We start from the raw sequence: 21,706 nt of genomic DNA, 5'->3' as shown, positions 1-21,706 counted from the left end.
TCCGGCCGCCCCGGAGCATCTGCTCCCGTGGGCTCGATCCATGGTTAGCGGCACATCGGAGCGAGGGCAACGACCGGCATTACTACGCCTCCCCGTAGGCCGGGGCGTACGGACCGGTCTGGGCGGTCAGGCACCGCCGGACCCGGCCCGGCGCCCTACTACCGCGCCTCGTATGTGACCTGCGCCCTATGGGTGGGCTCACAGGTAGGGCCCGGATCGGACCAGGCGGGGGGGGCAGGGCACCGCCCCGGGACGTCCGCACACACCGACGGCGTCACGCGGACACTGCGGGAGCGCGTGGGCTGACCGGTCCTGGGCTCGGTTCCGGGGACGGGGCGGGAGAGGTCACGGCATGGCCCCCGCGTCTGCCCGGCGTCATCCGGGCCGCCCTCGGACGTCCCGTCTCCCAGGACCGGGGGCGGACGCGCGTGCGGATCAGGGCCCGCGCCGACGGTGCGGGCCCTGTCGGTGATCTCGCCCCGGGCCTGGGCGGGTCGATCAGACCTTGTCGAGGTCGCGCTCGGCGGTCTCGGGGAGCGCGAGAACACACGCCAGCGAGACGAGCGCCATCGCGCTCATGAACCAGCCGCCCACCGACGGGCTGTACGCCTCCGCCAGCGCGGTCACGATCAGTGGCGCGGCCGCGCCGCCGAGCACGCCACCGAGGTTGTAGGAGAATCCGGCGCCCGAGTACCGCATGTTCGTACCGAACAACTCGGGCATGTAGGCACCGGCCGGCCCGTAGATGATGCCCATGCAGAGCAGGGCCCCGCTCAGCGCGACAGCGATCAGCACGTAGTTCCTGGTGTCCAGGAGCGGGAAGAGCACCGCGCCCCAGACCACACCGAACGCGGCGCCGGCGATGATCAGCTTGCGGCGGCCCACACGGTCCGACCAGCGGGCGACGAAAAACGTGGACACGCCGAGCACCACGACCGCGACGAGCGTGAGGCCGAGCATGTCGTTCTTGGGGATCTCCAGCGTGCCCGTCGTGTACGTCATGCAGTAGGTGGCGACGGTGTAGAACATCACGTACACGACAGTGATCATTCCGGCGCCCAGCAGCATCTCCTTCGGGTGGCGGCGGAAGGCCTCGACGAGCGGGGCCTTCGTCGTCCCCCGTTCCTCCACGACCTTGGCGAAGGCCGGAGTTTCGGAGATCTTCAGCCGGATGGCCAGACCGACCGCGACCAGCACGAAGGAGAGCAGGAAGGGGATGCGCCAGCCCCAGCTCTCGAACGCGCCGTCGTCGAGCACCGACGACATCAGCAGGAAGGTCACCGTGGCCGCGAAGTAGCCGACCGGTGAGCCCATCTGCGGAGCCGCGGCGTACAGGCCCCGCTTCTTCTTCGGCGCGTGCTCGACGGCGAGGAGCGCCGCACCGCCCCACTCGCCGCCCAGTCCGAGGCCCTGGACGACGCGCAGGAGCACCAGCAGGACCGGCGCCCACACACCGAGGGTGGCGTAACCGGGCAGCAGACCTATCAGCCCGGTGGAGAGGCCCATCATCAGCAGGGACACGACGAGGACGGTCTTCCTGCCGACACGGTCTCCGTAGTGACCGAAGACCGCGGCCCCGATGGGCCGTGCCGCGAAGCCGATGGCGAAGGTCGAGAGGGTGGCCAAAGTGCCGGCGGTCTTGGACAGTTCCGGGAAGAACGCCTCGTTGAGGACGAGCGCGGCCGCGGTGCCGTAGATGTAGTAGTCGTAGAACTCGATGGCCGTGCCGATGAAGCTGGCCGTGGCGATGCGTCGCATGCCGCCGGGGGACTCGGCGGTGACCGCGTTCGCGGGCGCCGGTGCCAGGTGGGCAGGTTCGGTCATGGGTCTGCTCCGGGTTCGGGATAAGGGCTCGCCGTCGCGGAAAGCGAACGGGGTGTGAACCTAAACCGGCGCCGGTCACCTGCGGTTTGTCCGCCCGGACAGCGTTCCGGGCATCGGACTGTCCGTGCGGACAGCCGCGTCGGGCAGCGGGGAGCCCCGGCCGTCATCCACCGGGGAACGGGCTTGTCCCCGGCTCCTCTCGGGAGAGCCGCAGTTGCAGCATGGCCGCGATCCGGTGCTCGGGATCGTCCAGATCGAGGCCGGCGAGAGCGACGGCCTTGCGAACCCGGTAGCGCAGGGTGTTGGGATGGACGTTCAGGTCCTTCGCCACCCGGCCGACATCGCCGAAGGCGTCGAGGTAGAGCAGCAGGGAACGGCACATCTCGGTGCCGTGCGCGTCGTCGTGGCGGGCGAGTACGTCGAGGCCCGGATGGCGGATCTCGCTGTGCCGGTCCAGCAACCCGAGCACGTCTCGGACCATGAGGGACGCGGTGAGCGCCGTGTGGGTGGCCACCTGCCGCTCGGGGGTGCGGGCGAGGACCTGGAGGCCGTGGTGACCGCGTAGCTTCACGGCGGGTATGTCGTCGAGGCGCGGAGCGGTGCCCGCCACCACGGCCTGGACGGGCGTCCGGAGGTGGTGGCGCAGCGCGCTCACCAGATCCTCGGCCCACCGCGTGAGCAGCCCTTCGGAAGAGGGTGCGGCGGCACGCTCCGGCAGCATCGCGTACACCTGCCCGCAGGCCTGCGCCACCATGGCGCTGCGCCGGTACGAGGCCGCGTGTACGGAGATGATCTCCGCTGCCTCCGCACGGCGGGCGTCCTGCGAGACTGCGTCCCCGCTCTCCGGCTCCCGCAGGTCGAAGGCGACGACCGTCGCGGAGGCGTTCGGCGCGATGCCCAGGTGCGCGGCGAGCGCCCCGGAGTTGAAGCGTCCTGTCAGCAGTCCGTGCGCCAGTCCCGCCCGGGACGGAAGGCGTGCCCCCGGGTCACCCTGGAACCAGTGGTCGACCAGTTGTGAGGCTGCGAGCCGCGCCGCACCGCGCATCACTTCCTCCGTGCGCCCGGCAAGGCCGCGGGTGCCCTCCTGCACCCAGACCGTGCCGAGGGGCCGGCCGGCGGCGTTGATACCGATGACCATTCGCCGGCGTGCCCCCATCTCGGGCAGTTCCTCGACGTCGACGACCTCCTCACCGGTGCGGGCCCGCCTGTAGACCCCCCATTGCCGCAGATGCGCGAGGTAAGGCTCGGGACAGGTCCGGCCGAGGATGGAGCGGCGCCGCAGTTCGTCCGCCTCGTCACCCGAGTCGGAGTAGGCGAGCACCCGGTGTGCGGCGTCCTCGATGCTCACCACGCCGCGGGTGAGCGTGGCCACGGTCTGGGCGAGCGAGAACAGGTCGCCCCGGTGGCCGGAGGTCCCGTCCGCGGCCCCGCGTTCCAGCACGCCGCGTATGTCGGCCTCGGCCCGGTCCCAGCGGACGGAGGCGGCGATGCCCATCAGCGCGATGCCCGCCCTCTCGGCTGCGGCCTTCACCTGCGGGGTCAGGGCGCCGTCCTCGCCGGGCGCCGCCCTGACCGCGACGGCGGCGGCGCCCGCCTCCGCCGCCGACCGCACGACGGTGATCGCGTCGGCGCCGCGTGCCCCGACGGCGAGTACCAGCGCACCGGGGAGGTCTGCGAGCACGTCCCCCGGTTCGGCGATGACCACCTCACCGATCGGACGGTCACGGGCTCCGGCCCACATCATCTCGGTACCCAGTGCGTCGGCGAGACGTCGCAGCGAGGTACCGGTCGCGTCGGTGCCCCCGATTCCGGCTGTGTTCACGCGGTCAGAGTACGGTCGGTGTCCCGCCGGCCGGTCACGAGGTGGGCAGACGCGGCACGCTCTCGATGAGACGGCGGGTGTAGGCGTGCTCCGGTTCGCCGAGCACCTGGGAGGTTGCGCCCTGCTCGACGACACGACCGCGTTCCAGCACGGCGGTGTGCTCGCACAGCGAGGCCACGACCGACAGGTCGTGGGAGACCATGACCAGCGTCAGGCCACGCTCCTGCTTCAGCTCGGCCAGCAGATCGACGACCTTCACCCGGGTGGTGACGTCGAGTGCGCTGACCGGTTCGTCGGCCAGGAGGACGCGTGGATCGCAGACCGTGGCGCGGGCGATGGCGATGCGCTGGCGCTGCCCGCCGGAGAACTCGTGCGGGTAGCGGTCGACGGCGTTCGCCTGGAGACCGACGCGTTCCAGCGCGGCGGCCACCTTGGGCGCGGCGGTGGAGCGACTGTCCAGGCCGAGGGAGCGCAGGGGTTCCGCGACGATCGCGCCGACCCGGCGGCTGGGGTCGAGCGAGGAGTACGGGTCCTGGAAGACGCACTGCACGCTGCGCCGGAAACGGCGCATCTGTTCACGGTCGCGCGGGTTCAGGTCCGCCCCGTCGAAGCGGACGGCGCCGGCGGTGGGGCGGGCCAGGCCCAGCAGCAGCCGCAGCAGCGTGGTCTTGCCCGCTCCGGACTCGCCGACCAGCGCGAGGCTCTCCCCCGCCTCGACGGCCAGGGACACGTCCGAGACCACGTCGGCCGCGCTCCCCCGGTAGCGCACGGCGGCGTCCTTCAGCTCCAGCACGGGCGTCATGGCGCGCTCCTCAGGTCCAGGGCGGACTCCAGTTTCCGGGCACTGGCGACCAGGGCCCGGGTGTACGTCTCGCGTGGTGCGCGCACGATGTCGTGGACCACGCCCTGCTCGACGGCACGGCCGTCCTTCATGACCAGCACCCGGTCGGTGACCCGGGACACGACGGCCAGGTCGTGGCTGACGAACAGCACGGCCATCTCCCGCTCCCGGACGAGGCCGTCGATCAGCTCCAGCATCTCGGCCTGCACCGACACGTCCAGGGCGGTCGTGGGCTCGTCGGCGACGAGGAGCTTCGGCTCGCAGGCCAGCGCCATCGCGAGCGCGACCCGCTGGCGCTGTCCGCCGGAGATCTCGTGCGCGAACGCCCGGGCGATGCGGTGGGGCTCGGGCAGCCGTACCTGTTCGAGGGCTTCATGCACGGTCGCTCGCAGGCGCCTGCCGCTCAGGCCGGTGCGGCGGGCGAGGGGCTCGGCGATCTGCCGGCCGAGCCGCATCAGCGGGTCCAGTGCGGTCAGCGGCTCCTGGAAGACGACCGCCGCGTCCCGTCCGCGGACGGCGGTCAGGGTCTTCTCGGCGGCGCCCACGGTCTGGGTCCCGGCCAGTTCGACGCTGCCGGACGCGGTCATGCCGTCGGGCAGGAGCCCGAGGACCGCGAGGGTCGTCAGGGACTTGCCGGAGCCGGACTCGCCGATGAGGCCGAGCCGTTCACCTCCGGCGACCGTGAAGGACAGGTCGTCGACCAGGGTCCGCCCGTCGTCGGTCCTTACGGTCAGTCCGCGTACGTCGAGGAGAGTCACGCGCGCCTCCGCCGGGTGGCCGGGTCGAGGGTGTCACGCAGGCCGTCGGCGATGAGGTTCACGCCGATGACGAGCAGTACGAGCAGGATGCCGGGTGCGAGCGCACCGGCCGGCGCCGTGGTGAAGGTGGCCTGGGCCTCCTGGAGCATGCGGCCCCAGGAGGCGTTGGGCGGCGGTGCTCCGAGGCCGAGGTAGGACAGCCCGGCCTCGGCGAGCACGGCGAGGCCGAACTGCAGGGCGAGGTTGACCACCAGCGTGGGCCAGATGTTGGGCAGGACGTGGGAGAGGACCGTACGCGGCCAGGAGGTGCCGGAGGTACGGGCTGCCGTGATGTAGTCCTGTGCCAGGACGCGCTTGACCAGGATGCGTACCAGGCGCGCCACCACCGCGCTCTGCGCCAGGCCGATCGCCAGGACCGCCGAACCGAGTGTCGCCGAGCGGGCGGCGACGATGAGCATCGCGAGCAGCAGGGTCGGGAAGGCGATCAGGATGTCGAGGAACGCCGAGAGCGTGTCGTCGATCCAGCCCTGTGCGTACGCGGCGAGCACGCCCAGGGTGATCCCGATGGCGGCGGCGATGAGCACCGACCCGAGACCCGCCTCGACGGCGATGCGGGAGCCGGTCATCACCTGGGTGAACAGGTCGCGCCCGAGCTTGTCGGTGCCCAGGAGATGGCCGTCGCCGGGTCCGGCGAGCCGTCCGCCCGAGGTGTCGTCGGCGTCGTAGGGCAGCCAGAGGAGCGAGACCACGGCCAGCAACGCGATGATGCCGGCGAGTACGCAGCCGACGACGAGGGTGACGGAGCGCCGGGTGCGCCGCTTCGTCGGGGTGAGCAGGTCCGTCCCGGTCATCGGGAACCTCCCGAGAGCCGGCCGCGCAGCCGCGGGTCGATGATCCGCTGGGCCAGGTCGGCCACGAAGCCGATCAGCAGCACCGCGAGGGTGGACACGAACAGCACGCCCTGGATGACCGGGTAGTCGTGCTGTGCGATGCCGGTGGCGAGCATCGAGCCGAGGCCCGGCAGCGCGTACACCGACTCCACGACGACCGCGCCGAGCAGCGTCGAGGCGAGTTCGATGCCGAGGACGGAGATCACCGGCACGGAGGCGTTGCGCAGCCCGTGCCGCCGCATGGCACCCCCGAAGGACGAGCCGAGGGCGCGCGCGGTCCTCAGGTAGTCGCTGCCGAGGACGTCGAGTGTGGCGGAGCGGACGTAGCGGATCAGGGACGCGCTCATCACGAGGGCGATGGTCACGACCGGCAGGACGAGGGAGCGGACCGCCTCGGCCGGATCGGCCCAGCCGTCCTGCGGGAAGCCGCCGGAGGGCAGCCAGCCGGCGTTCAGTGCGAACACCGCGATGAGGATCATGCCGAGCCAGAACACGGGTATCGCGATGCCCAGTTGGGACACCCCGTTGAGCAGCGCGCCGTACCAGGTGTGCCGCTTGTGGGCCGCCGTGAATCCGGCGGGAACCGCGATCAGCACGGCCAGGACGAAGGCGGCCAGGGTGAGCGGCACGGTGACGTCCATCCGGGCTGCGACCTCGGGGCCCACGGGCAGTGAGCTGACGAAAGAGGTCCCGAGGTCGCCGCTCGCCAGCTGCCCGATCCAGTGGGTGAACTGTTCGGGCAGCGGGCGGTCCGAGCCGATGGCGTGACGGGCCGCGGCTATCTGCTCGGGGCTGGCACCGACCGAGGTGAGCGCGTTGGCCGGGTCGCCCGGCAGCATGCGCAGCAGCACGAACAGCACGACGCTCGCCAGCGCCAGCGACACGGCCAGGAAGGCCAGTCGGCGCGCCAGGTAGCGCGCCATCAGCCCTTCTTCTTGATGTCGTAGGCGTAGAACTGGGAGTTCAGGCCGTTGAGGGGGTAGCCGGAGAGCTTGTCGTTCGCGACGACGATCTGCGGGTAGAGATACAGCCAGTCGCTCGCCGCGTCCTCGGCGGTCTGCCGGTTGACCTTCTTCAGCAGCTCGGTCTGGTCGGCGGTGCTGGAGGCTTCCTCCGCCTGCTCGACCCACTTGGTGACCTGCGGGTTGTCGTAGCCCCAGTAGAAGTCGGGGTTGCCGTACCAGACCAGGTCGCGGTCGTTGACGTGCTCCTGGAGCGTGGCCGAGAAGTCGTGGTTCTTGTAGACCTTCGTGTACCACTCGTCGGGCGTGATCGTGTTGATCTTGACGGTGATGCCGACCTTGGCGAGCTGGGACTTGATGAAGGTCGCGGCCGTCGGGTGCGGGTCGTAGTTGGGGGTGTCGAGGGTGAAGCTGAAGCCCTTGGCGTAACCGGCCTCGGACAGCAGCTTCTTGGCCTTCGTCACGTCATGGGCGTTGACGTCGGTCAGGTCCTCGTACCAGGGGTCGGTGGGCGGGACCATCGAGCCGATCTGCTTGCCGTAGCCGCCCCAGACGGACTCCAGGAGCTTCTTGTCGTCGATGGCGGCGGACACGGCCTGGCGCACCTTGACGTCGGTGAAGGGCTTGGCCTTGTCGTTGAACGCCAGCAGCAGCTTGGTGGTGGAGTTGCCGTCGTTGACCTTGTAGGTGCCGTTGCTCTTGAACTGCTCCAGCGCGTCGGGCGACTGCTCGCTGGTGACGACGTCCACGGCGTTGGTCAGCAGGGCGTTGTTGAGCGCGGACGCGTCCTTGTAGTAGTGGAAGACGACCTGCTTGTTCGCGGCGGCGTCTCCCCAGTAGCCCGCGAAGCGGTTCAGGCTCAGCGCGGAACCGCGGGTCCACTTGTTCAGGGCGTACGGGCCGGTGCCGTCCTCGGTCGTCTTCAGGTTCTCGGCCTGGGAGTTGATGATCCAGACATAGGAGAGGTTGTAGACGAAGGAGATCGACTTCTTGGACAGCGTGATCTTCACGGTCCGCTTGTCGGGGGTGGCGATGTCCTTGACGACTTCGAGGTTGCTCTTGCGGGCGGACTGGGAGTCGTCGGCGAGGACCTTCTCCAGGCTGTACTTGACGTCCTCGCTGCCGAGTTCCTTGCCGCTGTGGAACTTCACGCCGTCGCGCAGGGTGAAGGTGTAGGTGAGGCCGTCGGCGCTGGTCTGGTAGTCCTGGGCCAGGAGCTTCTCGACGTCACCGTCGTCGGTGAGTCTGAACAGACCCTCGTAGACGTTGCCGTTCAGGGCCTCGGTGACACCCTGTCCGCCGCCCGCGGTGTTGTCGAGGTTCTGCGGCTCGTAGAGGGAGCCGATGTTGACGACGGCGTCCTTGTCCCAGGTGCCGCCCGAGGCGCTGGTGCCGCCGGAGCCGCCGCAGGCGGTCACGGTCAGGGCGAGAGCGGCGACGGCGGCGGTGGCGTACAGGACGTTCTTCTTGGTGCTCATGGGTCAGGACTCTTTCGGTGCGGGGAGCTGCGGGGTGATCAGTGCTGGGCGTCGGAGCCGTCGCGGAAGACGGGGAGCTTCTCGCCTGCCTCGACGGGCAGGTGGAAGCGGTTCTGCCGCGGCGGCATCGGACAGTTGTACTGATCGGAGAATCCGCAGGGCGGCACGAAGGCCTGGTTGAAGTCGAGGACGACCCGGCTCTCGTCGTCCGTGCGCCGCACGAAGAGGAAGCGGCCGGCCCGTAGGTGATGTCACCGTTGGTGGGGTCCCCGAAGACGAGCAGCAGGGTGCCGTCGTCGTCGAAGGCGCTGAGCGTGTACGCGCGGCCGTCGACGGTGAGCGTGATGTCACCCGGGACGACCAGGTCGCGGCTGCCGCCGTTGTCCCGGATGTGCTCGAAGGCGATGCGCCGGGCGCCGGGGACGGGGGTGTAGGAGGCTTCCAGGACCCAGGCTGGGTCGTACGGGAAGGTGTCGACCCGGTCGAAATCACGGATGGCGGGCGCGTCGGCGTCCCAGAAGCGCAGGCCGTGCTCGGGCTGGCCGGTGACCAGGTCGGTGCGCCGGAGCGTGGTCACCGTCACGGTGTCCGGCCGGCTCGCGCGCGCTTCCTCCGCGTCCGGCTCCTCCCCAGCCGGCGCCCAGCGGGTCTCGACCAGGGCGAGGTTGCCGGTCGGGGACGTGAGCGAACGGTGACGCTCCGCACGCCAGGCGTCCCACTCCTCCGCCGGGTCTACGGGTGCGCGGTCGGGGGACGTGTGGGACACGGCAGTACTCATTCATCTCGGCGAGGGCGGCCCTCACAGCCTGCGTTACACAGGGCGTGAATAAGTGGCCAAAGCATCACCTTTATTGACCATAAGTGCATCTAATGTCAAACGCCTGTTTCACATGGTGAGACGCGCCTCTCGGGAGGACGCTGCGGCGCTCCGGCCAGGAGCAATGCCTGCTGGGCACCGGCCCGAGGCACCGCGCCACCGGAGCAGGCGGGCCGGAACATGCGGAAGGGAGCACCCACCCGTCGCCGGTGCGAGGGGTGGGTGCTCCCTTCGAGAGGTACCGCGCTCGTCGGTGCCGAGGCTCCGTCGCCGGTGTGCCTAGTACCCGACCGGGGTGAAGTCGCGGGCGCCGATGAAGTCGGGCCTGCGGACGGGGGCCGCGAAGGGTTCCTGGGCGGTGTTGTCGACACTGTTGAAGACGATGAAGACGTTGCTGCGGGCGTAGGGGGTGATGTTGTCCCCGGAGCCGTGCATGGCGTTGCAGTCGAACCAGGTGGCCGAGCCTGCCTTGCCGGTGAAGAGTTTGATGCCGTGGCGGTCGGCCATGGCGGTGAGGACCTCGTCGGAGGGGATGCCGGCGTCCTGCATCTGGAGGGACTTCTTGTAGTTGTCCTTGGGTGTCTCGCCGGCGCAGCCGACGAAGGACTTGTGGGAGCCGGGCATGATCATGAGCCCGCCGTTGGTGTCGAGGTTCTCGGTCAGGGCGATCGAGACGGACACGGCCCGCATGTTGGGCAGGCCGTCCTCGGCGTGCCAGGTCTCGAAGTCGGAGTGCCAGTAGAAGCCGGAGGCTCCGAAGCCGGGCTTGACGTTGATCCTGGACTGGTGGACGTAGACGTCCGAGCCCAGGATCTGGCGGGCGCGGCCCACCACGCGTTCGTCGCGGACCAGTCGGGCGAAGACCTCGCTGAGTTTGTGGACCTCGAAGACGGAACGCACGCTCTGCGTCTTGGGTTCGATGATGGAGCGTTCGTCGGCGCGGACCAGCGGGTCGGCGACCAGCCGGTCCAGCTCGGCGCGGTAGCCGGCCACCTCGTCGGGGGTGACGAGCTGGTCGATGGCGAGGAAGCCGTCGTGCTCGAAGGACTGCAGGTCCTTCGCGGCGATCGGTCCCGGCGCGCCCGGCGCGGACCAGATGACCGGGTCCTGGCGGGGAGTGGTCATCTCGGCGGCGCCGCGCGAGGGGTACAGGTCGGCGCGTACATCGGTGGTCATGGTTCAGCCCTCCTCTGTCAGCAGCGGGTATACACCGTTCTCGTCGTGGTCCTCCCGTCCGGTGACGGGGGGATTGAAGACGCACACGCAGCGGAAGTCGGTCTTGGGGCGCAGTGTGTGGTGCTCGTGCCCGTTCAGCAGGTACATCGTCCCGGGGGAGATCCAGTGCTTCTCGCCGGTCTCGTCGTTGGTGAGCTCGGCCTCGCCCTCGGTGCACAGAACGGCCTCGATGTGGTTGGCGTACCACATCGACGTCTCCGTGCCCGCGTACAGCACGGTCTCGTGGAGCGAGAAGCCCACCTTCTCCTTGGCGAGCACGATGCGCTTGCTCTCCCAGGTACCTGAAGCGGACCTGACGTGCCGGTCGGTGTTCTCGATGTCATCGAAGGATCGGACGATCACGGCGGGGCGGTGCCTTTCTTCGGTGCCTCATCGGGTGCCCGGGGAGGCGGAGCGGTGGCCCGGTGTGCCTGGACAGCGCCTCCGGGCCGTGCGTTCGACCGTGCTGCCACCGCTCTTCAGGCGGTGTCCCGCACAGCCTTGGCGAGGATCTGGAGGCCTTCGTCCAGCTCGGCCGAGGAGACGGTGAGGGGCGGAAGCACCTTCACGACCTCACTCTCCGGGCCGGAGGTCTCGACCAGCAGGCCCAGCTCGAAGGCGCCCCTGCACACGGTGGTCGCACGCGTGGGATCGGCGAACTTCATCCCCCAGACCAGTCCTCGGCCCCGGACCTGCACGCCGGCCTCAGGGTGTTCTTCCCCGACTGCCAGCAGTGCCTGCTCGACCTGTTCGCCGCGGGCCAGGGTCTGCTTCTCCATCTGACCGTCGGCCCAGTACGCGTCGAGCGTCGCGGCAGCGGTGACGAAGGCCGGGTTGTTGCCCCGGAAGGTCCCGTTGTGCTCGCCCGGCTCCCAGACGTCCAGCTCGCCCTTGAACAGGCACAGCGACATCGGCAGACCGTAACCGCTGATCGACTTCGACAGCGTCACGATGTCCGGGACGATCCCGGCCTCCTCGAAGGAGAAGAAACCACCGGTCCGCCCACAGCCCATCTGGATGTCGTCCACGATCAGGAGCATGTCCTGGCGGTGGCACAGATCCTGCAGCGCGCGCAGCCACTCGGCGCGGGCCACGTTGATGCCGCCCTCGCCCTGCACCGTCTCCACGATCACCGCGGCCGGCTTGTTCAGCCCCGACCCCTGGTCCTCCAGCAGCCGCTCGAACCACAGGAAGTCCGGGACCTGACCGTCGAAGTAGTTGTCGAACGGCATCGGCGTGCCGTGCACCAGCGGGATACCGGCACCGGCCCGCTTGAACGCGTTGCCCGTCACCGCCAGCGAACCCAGCGACATGCCGTGGAAGGCATTGGTGAACGAGACCACCGACTCACGGCCCTTGACCTTACGGGCCAGCTTCAGCGCCGACTCCACGGCGTTCGTGCCCGTCGGACCCGGGAACATCACCTTGTACGGCAGATCACGCGGACGCAGGATCACGTTCTCGAACGTCTCCAGGAACGCCCGCTTCGCCGTCGTCGCCATGTCCAGACCGTGCGTGATGCCGTCACGCTCGATGTAGTCGATCAACGCGCGTTTCAGCACCGGGTTGTTGTGCCCGTAGTTCAGCGAACCTGCACCGGCGAAGAAGTCCAGGTACGAGTGGCCGTCCTCGTCCGTGAGCCGGGCACCCTGCGCACGGTCGAAGACCGTCGGCCAGCCGCGGCAGTAGCTCCGCACCTCCGACTCGAGGGCCTCGAAGACACTCAGGGCATGCGGGTTGTTCGTCGTCATGACACGCTCCTAGTGCGCCGGGCGTCCGAGAACTCGGTCTCGTTCGACGAGGCGGGTGGTTGGGCCAGCGGCCCGATCCGATACAGGTGTTCGGACTCGTGTGCGTCGGGGAAGAGTCCTGCGGGGAACAGCAGCTCACGCTCCACCGACGCCCCGTGTCGCGCGGCGAAGGAGAGGAAGAGCCGTTGTGAAGCGTCGTTGTCTGCGCTGATCGTCGTCTCCATTCGCTGGAGGACGCCCCTGGACCGCAGACGGGCGGTGAGGTGATCGAGCATGGCCCCGGCCAGACCTCGGCCCCGTCGACGGTCGTCCACGGCGATCTGCCAGATGACAAGGCTGCCGGGAGCGTCCGGGCGTATGTAGCCCGTCACGAAGGCCACGGCCTCTCCGCTCTCGTCACGGGCGACCACGGAGGTCCCCGCGAAGTCACGGCACCACAGCAGATAGCTGTAGGACGAATTCACGTCGAGCACGCGGGAATCCCGCGCGATTCGCCACGCCGAGGCCCCGTCATGGATCGTGGGCTCCGCCATCTGCTCCCTCGGCCTCACCATCGGTCCACACCTCCGTCTCACCGCAGTACACGAGGCGGGAATACTCCCGCAGTAAGCGTGTGACGCTCTTAGGGTCGAGCGCGAACCAAAATATGTGCGAAGCGAATTGATTGACGAAAATACTTTTTCGGAAAAGCGGATTCGATACGAAGGTAATCGCCTGGTCAGCAGCGCCAAGTCGTCGCCTCGGAGCGCCGCCCCGAATCATGTTAGACCAGCGGCCCTTTCCGGGCCACAGGAGAACTGTGGCACGGATCTCGACCGAAAGTGCGAGCTCGACAGCGGCTTTCCGGGGACCCCGACATCCACCTCGGACAGCCGGTGAGTTCTTTTTCCTTTGCCAGGACAGTTATGACCGCCGGTAATGCCCGCCGATCACTCGATCAAGATCAGTACGCTTTTCTGCCCGGCACCGACTCCGTTCGGGTGAGTTCTTTCGGAAATCCGGTCACCGGTCGGCTTGCAGAAATTCACCTGATGGATGCATCTCGGCTGCGGATGTTTAATTCCGGCTCCTCCCGCCGGCCCCGAGGACGGACCTGCCCGCGCGCCGAGGGATCCGGCGGCGGAGGGCCGTTGCCGCCGGCAGGAGCACCGGACGCGGGCACCGGCACGGCAGATCCCGGCGAGGTGGCGCGACCACGGTGCGGCGGGGCCGTCGCAGCGTGGACCGGTACCGGACGCAGCCCCGGAGCACACAGCCCCCTCTTTTCACCGCTGCACCACATCTTTTGATGAAGCATCAGGAAGTTCGGGAGATTCGTACCGAACCTCTGGACAGTCCCCCACGCGTCGTCCTAATCTCTCGGCCCACCGAGACATGCGTTTCGGCCAGGTAACACCGCAGCCCATCGGCGTTCCCCCCGCGAACGCTCCCCACCTCACGAGTCCCTCCACGTCTCTCCCCCCATGGCCGGGCCACCACCCGTCACGAGGCACCGCGCGATCGCTGTCACGGCGGTCGTCGCTCACGCACCGTTCAGCACCCCGTCACAACGGGGGAAACCGGCCGGGTCACCGACTCCGCCGTGACCGCAGCGGAAGGGAAGCGACATGAAGATTCGCACGTTCATCGCCACGGCCTCACTGGTGGCATCGGGGAGCCTGGTGGCCTTCTCCGGCTCCGCCCAGGCAGCGCTCTACACCACATGTGTCGGTGACGGCGGGGCCGTGACCGTCAGCAACGACCTGGTCGTCCCGGCCGGGAAGTCCTGCACCCTCACCGGTACGAAGGTCAGGGGCACGGTGACGGTGGAGGCCGGAGCCGATCTCGTGGCGGCGGGTGCCACGTTCAACAGCTCGGTCACCGTCGCCGAGAACGCCTATCTCGACCTCACCGACACCACGGTCAAGGGCACGCTGACCACCGACTCCGCGTTCGGCGCGCACCTGGAGAGGAGCACCCTCAAGGCGGTCGACGCCGACGAAGGCTTCGTCTACGTGGTCGACTCGACGCTCGGCGGGGCCGTCAGCACCGAGGCCGGCGAGCTGTACGTCTCCGGCAGCACCCTCAACAGCTCGTTGACGGGCGAGGGCAACCAGTACAGCGACGTGTACGACACCACCGTCAAGGGCGCGCTCACCGTGAACGGGAACACTCTCGGTGGCGTGTTCTGCGCAAGCGAGGTGTACGGCGCCGCGGCGTACACGGGCAACGCCGACAACCTCCAGATCGGCGGCCAGGGTCTGCTCGGATCATGCACGGGCGCCTCGTACTTCGGCGGAAACCTGGCGGTCACCGACAACACCGCGAAGTCCGTGCTCGACAACGCCATCGTGCGTGGCGGGCTGACCGCGACCGGCAACGACCCCGTCCTGGTCGTGGGCGAGTCGGCACGCGTCCGTGGTGCCGTCACCGGAGAGACCGCCGCCGGTGCGTCGTCCTCCCGCTCGGCCAGGGAGGCGGCGCCGCAGGACCGCGGTGCCGACCTCGCCGAGAAGGCCGCCGCCCGCTCGGCGGCGGCGGTGGCCGACGCTCACGCCGCGGGCGCGTCCCGCCTCTGACGCCGGACGGCCCGGGCGGCGGCACGCACGGCGACACCGCGGGGGACGGCGTCCGCGCCGGCCTCCCGTGACCGGGCACCGCACGGCCGAACGCTCACCCAGCGCTGTTCCGGGCCACGGAGCCGCCATCGAGGGGCGCATCCCGGAACGGCAGTCCGGCCGTGCGCCCCGGTTCACACCTTCCTCGCCTCGTTCCCCAGGAGTGACCGTGAGTCATATACACAAGTCCTTCGACCGCAGGGACTTCCTGCGCGCCACCGTCGGCACCACCGTGGCCGTCGCCGCGGCTTCCGTCACCGGGGCCGCCGCCACATCGGCGGCCGCCGCGCCGGGCGGCCTGTCCATCCCCAAGGACCGCATCGGCATCCAGCTCTACAGCATCCGCGACAAGGTCAGCGCGCTCGGCTTCGCGGTCGTCCTCCCCGAACTGGCCCGGATCGGCTACACGGAGATCGAGTTCGCCGGGTACACCCAGTCCACCTCCATCCTGGGCCGGCAGATCACTCTCCCCGAGATCCGCCAACTGCTCGACGACCACGGGCTGCGTGCCGTCGGCAGCCACGTCGGCATCGGCAGTCTGCGCACGAACCTCCAGGCCGAGCTGGACGCCGCGCAGATTCTCGGTATGCCGCACGTGGGCACGGCCAACGCCCCCTCGAACATCAACACGGTCGAGGGCTACCGTGCCGCCGCCGACGAGTTCAACACCTGGGGTGCCGCGGCGACGGCACGTGGCCTGAAGCTCTACCAGCACAACCACGCGGGCGAGTTCGCGTTCGCCACCGATCAGCCCTCGGTGCGGCTGTACGACGTGTTCCTCAGGAACACGGACCCGCGCCACGTCTATCTGGAGCTGGACATCTACTGGGCGTACGTGGGCCGGCACCGCTGGCCCGGGTTCGACCCGGCCGCGTACGTGCGCAACCAGCCGTACCGCTACCCGCTGTTCCACATGAAGGACGGCGACGCGAACGCGGCGAACGTCAACGGTTTCGACATCGTCGAGTTCGGTGCCGGTGACCTCCCGTACGAGAGGTTCGTCCGTGACATCGGGCCGCGGGCCTCGCACATCGGCATCTGGGAGCAGGACACCGCTCCCAGCACCCTGCCGAACCCCCCGGGTTCGCTCGGCGCGGCGGAGCGCAGCTTCACGGCGCTCTCGGGGCTCCTCGGCTGAGAGCACTTCGCAGAAGAGAGGCGCCCGCGCGCGAAGGCGCCTCCGTGTCCACTCGTCACCACCAGCGATCGAGGAGACGCATCACCGTGCACCTCACCCTGAGACGCCTGATCACAGGGGTCCTGCTCCTGGCTCTGCCCGCGCTGGGCGGTGTGGCGCTCGCGCCCGCCGCCCAGGCGCACCCGGGCCACGAGCACGCCCTGGACTGGTCGAACTACGAGAAGGTCACCCTGACGAAGGACACCGGCGAGCCGATCGACCTCGCCGTGCTGCCCGACAACCGCGTCCTGCACACCGCCCGCAACGGCGACGTACGGCTCACCGACCCCGGTACCGGTGTCACCAAGGTCGTCAACCACGTCGACGTCTACCAGAACTCCGAGATGGGTCTGCAGACGGTCACCCTCGACCCGGACTTCGCGACCAACAAGTGGGTCTATCTGTACTACTCGCCGCCGCTGAACACCCCGGCCGGCTCCGCACCGCTCCAGCTGCCCGCCGGTCAGGACGACTCGTACTGGAAGCGGTGGGAAGGTTACGACACCCTGACACGCTTCAGGTGGACCGGTGACAAGCTGGACCTCTCCACCGCGCAGGAGATCATCCGGGTCGACTCCAACCGCGGCCAGTGCTGCCACGTCGCCGGTGACGTGGACTTCGACGGGGAGGGCAACCTCTACCTCGCGACCGGCGGCAACACGCCGGCGTCGGGCCCGAACGTCAACGGCTACACACCGATCAACGACGCGGCCGGCTACAACCCGGGGCTCGACGAGCGCCGCGGTGCGGGCAGCACCGACGACCTGCGGGGCAAGATCCTGCGCATCGACGTGCAGGAGGACGGCAGCTACACCGTCCCGGAGGGGAACCTCTTCGAGCCCGGGACGGCGAAGACCCGTCCCGAGATCTTCGTGATGGGTCTGCGCAATCCCTTCCGGCTGGCGGTGGACCGCGAGACCGACGCGGTGATGTGGGGTGACTACGGTCCCGACGCCGGTACGGCCGACCCGAACCGCGGGCCTATGGGATACGTCGAGTGGCAGACCACGACCAAGGCCATGAACAGCGGCTGGCCCTACTGCACCGGTGACAACGGCAAGCCGTACCGGGACTTCGACTTCGCCACCCTCACGCCCGGGCCGGCCTTCGACTGTGCCGCACCGGTCAACGACTCCCGGTGGAACACCGGCCTCAGGGAGCTGCCCCCGTCGACGCCCGCCACGCTCTGGTACGGCGACAAGGACAGCGACCAGCCGTGGCCCGAACTGACCTCCTTCCGCGGTCCCGGAGGCCCCGGCGGCCAGGCCCCGATGGGCGGTCCCGTCTACCACTACGACGCGGAGAACCCCTCCCCGGGCAAGTTCCCCGAGTACTGGGACGGGAAGGCGTTCTTCGCGGAGTTCTCCCAGGACTACGTCGCCGCCTTCACGCTCGACGGCCCGGACGGCCCCGTGAGCAAGCTGGAGAACCTCCTGCCCAACAGCGAGCGTGCACAGAACGGCATCCCGCAGTGGGACAACCCGATGGACCTGGAATTCGGTCCGGACGGCGCGCTCTACGTGCTCGACTACGGCGACGGCTTCTTCCGTCAGAACCCCGACGCCGGTCTCTACCGGATCGACTACGCCGAGGGCAACAAGGCGCCCACCGCCGTGATCAAGGCCGACATCACGTCCGGCCAGGCCCCGCTGAAGGTCTCGTTCGACGCCACCGGCTCCAGCGACCCGGAGAACGGCGGTCTCACCTACCAGTGGGACCTCGACGGTGACGGCACCTTCGACGCCACCGGACCCGAGGTAAGCCGTACGTACCCGGACAACGGGCAGTTCCAGGCCCGGCTGAAGGTCACCGACCCGCAGGGCAAGTCCGGCCTGTCGAGCCGCCAGATCACCGTGGGCAACACGGCGCCGACGATACGGATCACCTCGCCGCCGGACGGCGGGTTCTTCAACTGGGGTGACGCCGTGCCGTACGGCATCGCCGTGGAGGACCCGGAGGACGGCACCACGCCGGACTGTGCCAAGGCGGCGTGGACCTTCGGCCTCGGGCACAACCAGCACGGGCACCCCGTCAACAGCGGCACCGGCTGCACCGGCGGCGTCGTGACGCCGGCCGACGCGGGGCACGGTGACACCGAGAACGTCTTCGGCGTACTCGGCATCACCTACACCGACAAGGGTGCGGGCGGTGTCCCTCCGGCCACCGGTGACGCCCAGGTGGTGCTCAACCCGGCCCTCATGCAGGCCGAGCACCACGACTCGGCGGAGGGCGTCACGATCACGGACGACACCACGGCGTCCGGCCAGCGCAAGCTGACCTCCTTCGACGCGGGTGACTGGATCGCGTACGACCCGGTGTCGTTCGCCGGGATCAACGGGCTGAAGACCCGTGCCAGTGGCGCGGGCACCCTGGCGCTGCGCTGGGGCGCGGCGGACGCCGAGCCGTTCACCACGGTTCCGGTTCCGGCGGGTGAGGGCTGGCAGACCGTCACCACGGCTCTGGCGAACGCTCCTTCGGGGAGCGGAGAGCTCTTCGTCACCAGCTCCGGGGGTGTCGAGCTCGACTCGCTGACCTTCCAGGGCGCGGGTGTCGCGGACAGGACGGCCCCGAAGGTCTCGGCCGCGCTCGACCCGCCGCGGCCCGACGGTGACGAGGGCTGGTACACCGGCAATGTGTCCCTCACCGTCTCGGCGACCGACAACGGGACGGTCGCCGGCCGCCAGTACTCGGTGGACGGCGGTACCACCTGGCTGTCGGCCAACGCTGCGGTCACCCTGTCCGCCGAGGGCGCGACGACCGTCCGGTACCGGGCGACGGACAACGGCGGCAACGTCTCCGAGGTGGGTTCGCTCACCGTACGGATCGACCGCACCGGTCCCACGGTGGCGGTGGGCGGACTCGACGCGGACGGCGCGTACGGGAACTCCGACCGCCCGACGCCGGTCTTCTCGGCGCAGGACACGGTGTCCGGTGGGGCCACCGCCACGGCCACGCTCGACGGGAAGCCCGTCGCGTCCGGACAGGTGCTGGAACTGTGGCGGCTGCCCCTGGGGAACCACGACCTCACGGTCAGGGCACGGGACAGGGCCGGCAACACCGCCACGAAGACCGTCTCCTTCACCACCCGGACCTCCTACACGGACATCCGCGCGCTGATCACGCGGCTGCGGGCGGACGGATCGATCACGGCGCAGGGGCAGCAGCGGCTGACCGTACGGCTCGCCCAGGCCGAGGCACACGCCGACGCGGGACGCACCGGTCAGGCCGCGGCCGTGCTGGAGTCGTTCGCGGGCTACACGTCCGACACCGCCCTGGTGCCGGACGGGGCGGCGGGTGAGGCTCTGGCGCGGAGTGCCCGGGCGCTGAAGGGGGGCGCCGCCGGCTGACCCGGAACAGGAGGAGCTGCCCCGCTGCCGACGGCGGGGCAGCTCCGTACCCGGGCCTGCGGGCGGCGGAGTCCCGTCGTGGGAGTTCCGCCAACGGTGCGGCGACTTTCGACGCGCTGTGAAAAAGTTGCCGCACGTCGTCCTGCGGGCCCCCGCGCGCGGCCCTGCCTGACGGTACGCCGCCCGGCCCGTACCGCCCCCGCGACGGCTCCCGGACCGTTCGAGGGTGTCCAGAGGAAGTGAGTCCGTGAACCTCCAGTACCGCGTGCTGAGTCAACTGCGTGACAACGGACCGCTGTCGCGCGCCCAACTCGCCGACCGGCTGGAGGTTCCGCGCCCGCGGCTGCTCGGCGAGCTGGACCGCATGGTCGCCGCCGGGCGGGTCCGCGAGGCGGGCCCCGCCGCGTCACGCGGCGGGCGGCGCTCCACCCTCGTCCAGCTCGACCCCGGCGTGCGGTTCGCCGCCGTCGACCTGGGAGCCAGCTCCATCGACATCGAGATCACCGACGGCTCGCTCGCGCCCGTGGCGTCCTGCTCCGAACCCGCGGACATCCGTTCCGGTCCGGTGGCCGTGCTGGGGCGTGTCAGCGAACTCCTGCGCGCCATGGCGGACCAGGGCCACTGCGCACGGCTCGACGCCATCGGAATCGGTCTGCCGGGGCCGGTGAGTTTCCGGGAGGGCGTGCCCGTCTCGCCACCGATCATGGTGGGCTGGAACCGCTTCCCGGTACGCGACACCCTCGCCCGGGCCCACGGCTGCCCGGTCGTGGTCGACAACGACGTCAACGTGATGTCACTCGGGGAACAGCACAGCGGGGTCGCGAGGACCGTCGACCATCTGCTCTTCGTGAAGATCGGCAGCGGAATCGGCTCCGGCATGCAGCACCACGGCCGCATCTACCGGGGCGCGGAGGGGTGCGCCGGCGACATCGGACACGTCCAGGTCGAGGCCGAGGCGGACGGGCCCGTCTGCTCCTGCGGCAACACCGGCTGTCTGGAGGCGTACTTCGGAGGGGTGGCGCTGTCCCGGGACGCCACGGAGGCCGCGCGGTCGGGCCGTTCGCCCGCGCTGGCCGTACGGCTCGCCGAGCGGGGGGTCCTGACCGCGGTGGATGTCGCGGAGTGCGCGGACGGGGGCGACAGCACGAGCGTGGGTCTGGTCCGCGCCGGCGGCCACCGGGTCGGGCAGGTCCTCGCCACGCTGGTCAGCTTCATGAACCCGTCGATGATCGTGATCGGCGGCGGGCTGACCGGGCTCGGCTATCCCCTGCTCGCCGAGATCCGCAGCGTCGTGTACAAACGCTCGCTGCCCCTGGCCACCGGCAATCTGCCGATCGTCATGTCGGAACTCGGCCCCCGCGCGGGAGTTGTGGGCGCCGCGCTCCTGGCGAGCGAACTCGCCTACGGCGAGGCATCGGTGGCGGGGGTCGTCGGCAGTGCTGCCGGCGCCGGGGCCCGGAGCCACTCCCGGTAGGGCTGAGCGTCACACCGGCGGCGGAGTGGGTCCGGCGGCCACGGCGTCGAGGACCCGGTCCAGGCCGGTCGCAAGGGATGTCGCCGGGTCCACGTCCGTACTCCCGTGCACGGCCTCGGCCGGCGCCGGGACTCGGCCCGTGGCCGGCGTCCTCGTCACACGTGGGCCCGCAGGTGGGCGAGGATCACGACAGCCGGTCCGGAACGCCTCGTGAGCCCGGACCCCACCCGGGCCCTCGCACCCTTCGACCGGGTCCGGTCGCCCTGAGGGCCGAGCCCGGGAGCACCACCGCCGGCGACCTCGACAGCTCCGCACGGCGAGGCAACCCCCCGAGCGCGCCGCAGTATCGCCTCCGGCGCGTCGCCGCGCTCTCGGTCCTGTCGCGTTTCTGACGTCGTGTCGTGACACCGGGCGTACCGCGCGCAGAGGAAGGAGGCTGTGGACACTCGCCCCCTCCTGCCCCGAGCAGCCCTTGCAGCCCATGGCGCCAGGCGCTTTCGCGGCCCTTCACCGCGCCGTCCCGTCGTCGGTCCCGCACCGCCCGAGCCCGTCCCTGAGGGTCGTCGTGCGCCACGGGCCACGGCTGAATCTATTCGGTGCCCGGACAAACATCGGGCGGTCGCGATCATCGTATCGAGTTAATGTCGCCGCCTTCCCTTGGTCCGGGGGCCGAAGCCGCGATTAGTGTTCCCCTGGATCTGGACGGGTTCCCGTTCATTCACCACTTATCACTCCTTTCGCCCGACGGCGTCC

Annotated in this window: 15 protein-coding genes and 1 pseudogene; 4 read left to right on the top strand and 12 right to left on the bottom strand. The window is 69.9% G+C overall.

All coding sequences use genetic code 11. From position 1 onward, the window contains the following. Nucleotides 1-498: 498 nt before the first annotated feature. The 12 genes and pseudogenes from P8A20_RS33000 to ectA all read right to left on the bottom strand — a co-directional run bounded on the left by P8A20_RS33000 (nt 499) and on the right by ectA (nt 12,912). Entirely contained in the window at nt 499-1,824 is a 1,326-nt protein-coding gene (locus tag P8A20_RS33000) for an MFS transporter (RefSeq protein WP_306104818.1), read from the bottom strand. A 163-nt stretch (nt 1,825-1,987) separates the two neighbouring features. Then, nucleotides 1,988-3,646, bottom strand: a complete 1,659-nt coding sequence (locus tag P8A20_RS32995) for a PucR family transcriptional regulator (RefSeq protein WP_306104817.1) — start codon at nt 3,644-3,646, stop codon at nt 1,988-1,990. A gap of 34 nt (nt 3,647-3,680) precedes the next feature. Continuing rightward, the gene (locus P8A20_RS32990; protein WP_306104816.1) at nt 3,681-4,448 is read right to left on the bottom strand and encodes an ABC transporter ATP-binding protein; all 768 of its coding nucleotides are present in this window, start codon (nt 4,446-4,448) and stop codon (nt 3,681-3,683) included. Next, complete coding sequence (locus tag P8A20_RS32985) at nt 4,445-5,245, bottom strand: ATP-binding cassette domain-containing protein (RefSeq protein ID WP_306104815.1); 801 nt, start codon at nt 5,243-5,245, stop codon at nt 4,445-4,447. The genes P8A20_RS32990 and P8A20_RS32985 overlap by 4 nt, the downstream gene beginning before the upstream one ends. Then, nucleotides 5,242-6,096: an ABC transporter permease gene (locus P8A20_RS32980; protein WP_147962015.1), complete on the bottom strand. Its 855-nt coding sequence runs from the start codon at nt 6,094-6,096 to the stop codon at nt 5,242-5,244. Before P8A20_RS32980 ends, P8A20_RS32985 begins: the two co-directional genes overlap by 4 nt. Continuing rightward, nucleotides 6,093-7,058 (bottom strand): ABC transporter permease, encoded by a 966-nt coding sequence (locus tag P8A20_RS32975; RefSeq protein WP_147962016.1) that lies wholly within the window; start codon nt 7,056-7,058, stop codon nt 6,093-6,095. Before P8A20_RS32975 ends, P8A20_RS32980 begins: the two co-directional genes overlap by 4 nt. Then, nucleotides 7,058-8,575, bottom strand: coding sequence for an ABC transporter substrate-binding protein (locus tag P8A20_RS32970; protein ID WP_147962017.1), 1,518 nt, complete (start codon nt 8,573-8,575; stop codon nt 7,058-7,060). Before P8A20_RS32970 ends, P8A20_RS32975 begins: the two co-directional genes overlap by 1 nt. Nucleotides 8,576-8,613: 38 nt before the next feature. Beyond that, nucleotides 8,614-9,353 (bottom strand): annotated as a pseudogene (locus tag P8A20_RS32965) (DUF1684 domain-containing protein). A 318-nt stretch (nt 9,354-9,671) separates the two neighbouring features. Further along, on the bottom strand, nt 9,672-10,568 hold the full coding sequence (gene thpD, locus P8A20_RS32960; protein ID WP_306104814.1) for an ectoine hydroxylase: 897 nt from the start codon (nt 10,566-10,568) through the stop codon (nt 9,672-9,674). Nucleotides 10,569-10,571: 3 nt separating this feature from the next. Continuing rightward, entirely contained in the window at nt 10,572-10,970 is a 399-nt protein-coding gene (locus P8A20_RS32955) for an ectoine synthase (protein WP_306104813.1), read from the bottom strand. 116 nt (nt 10,971-11,086) lie between these two features. Then, nucleotides 11,087-12,358 carry a diaminobutyrate--2-oxoglutarate transaminase gene (gene ectB, locus P8A20_RS32950; RefSeq protein ID WP_306104812.1) on the bottom strand — a complete coding sequence of 424 codons (1,272 nt, stop codon included), beginning with the start codon at nt 12,356-12,358 and terminating at the stop codon, nt 11,087-11,089. Then, nucleotides 12,355-12,912, bottom strand: coding sequence for a diaminobutyrate acetyltransferase (gene ectA / locus P8A20_RS32945; protein ID WP_147962019.1), 558 nt, complete (start codon nt 12,910-12,912; stop codon nt 12,355-12,357). The genes ectB and ectA overlap by 4 nt, the downstream gene beginning before the upstream one ends. A gap of 1,053 nt (nt 12,913-13,965) precedes the next feature. Between ectA and P8A20_RS32940 the strand changes: the two genes are divergently transcribed. From P8A20_RS32940 to P8A20_RS32925, 4 genes are all read left to right on the top strand, one after another. After that, a complete protein-coding gene (locus P8A20_RS32940; protein WP_147962020.1) occupies nt 13,966-14,916 on the top strand; it encodes a hypothetical protein in 951 nt (316 codons plus the stop codon). A 208-nt stretch (nt 14,917-15,124) separates the two neighbouring features. Beyond that, a complete protein-coding gene (locus tag P8A20_RS32935) occupies nt 15,125-16,093 on the top strand; it encodes a sugar phosphate isomerase/epimerase family protein (RefSeq protein WP_147962021.1) in 969 nt (322 codons plus the stop codon). Nucleotides 16,094-16,179: 86 nt separating this feature from the next. Next, a complete protein-coding gene (locus P8A20_RS32930; RefSeq protein WP_261988894.1) occupies nt 16,180-19,479 on the top strand; it encodes a PQQ-dependent sugar dehydrogenase in 3,300 nt (1,099 codons plus the stop codon). Nucleotides 19,480-19,726: 247 nt separating this feature from the next. After that, complete coding sequence (locus P8A20_RS32925; protein WP_147962022.1) at nt 19,727-20,953, top strand: ROK family transcriptional regulator; 1,227 nt, start codon at nt 19,727-19,729, stop codon at nt 20,951-20,953. The last annotated feature ends 753 nt before the right edge of the window (nt 20,954-21,706 follow it).

This window comes from Streptomyces sp. Alt3 (assembly GCF_030719215.1).
GTDB lineage: Bacteria > Actinomycetota > Actinomycetes > Streptomycetales > Streptomycetaceae > Streptomyces > Streptomyces glycanivorans.
This window is presented reverse-complemented; position numbering and strand designations above follow the sequence as displayed.

Coding starts and splice junctions, on each gene's coding strand:
- P8A20_RS33000 (WP_306104818.1), bottom strand. CDS start 1,824: ATGACCGAACCTGCCCACCTGGCACCGGCGCCCGCGAACGCGGTCACC.
- P8A20_RS32990 (WP_306104816.1), bottom strand. CDS start 4,448: ATGACGCCCGTGCTGGAGCTGAAGGACGCCGCCGTGCGCTACCGGGGG.
- P8A20_RS32980 (WP_147962015.1), bottom strand. CDS start 6,096: ATGACCGGGACGGACCTGCTCACCCCGACGAAGCGGCGCACCCGGCGC.
- P8A20_RS32975 (WP_147962016.1), bottom strand. CDS start 7,058: ATGGCGCGCTACCTGGCGCGCCGACTGGCCTTCCTGGCCGTGTCGCTG.
- P8A20_RS32970 (WP_147962017.1), bottom strand. CDS start 8,575: ATGAGCACCAAGAAGAACGTCCTGTACGCCACCGCCGCCGTCGCCGCT.
- thpD (WP_306104814.1), bottom strand. CDS start 10,568: ATGACCACCGATGTACGCGCCGACCTGTACCCCTCGCGCGGCGCCGCC.
- ectB (WP_306104812.1), bottom strand. CDS start 12,358: ATGACGACGAACAACCCGCATGCCCTGAGTGTCTTCGAGGCCCTCGAG.
- ectA (WP_147962019.1), bottom strand. CDS start 12,912: ATGGTGAGGCCGAGGGAGCAGATGGCGGAGCCCACGATCCATGACGGG.
- P8A20_RS32940 (WP_147962020.1), top strand. CDS start 13,966: ATGAAGATTCGCACGTTCATCGCCACGGCCTCACTGGTGGCATCGGGG.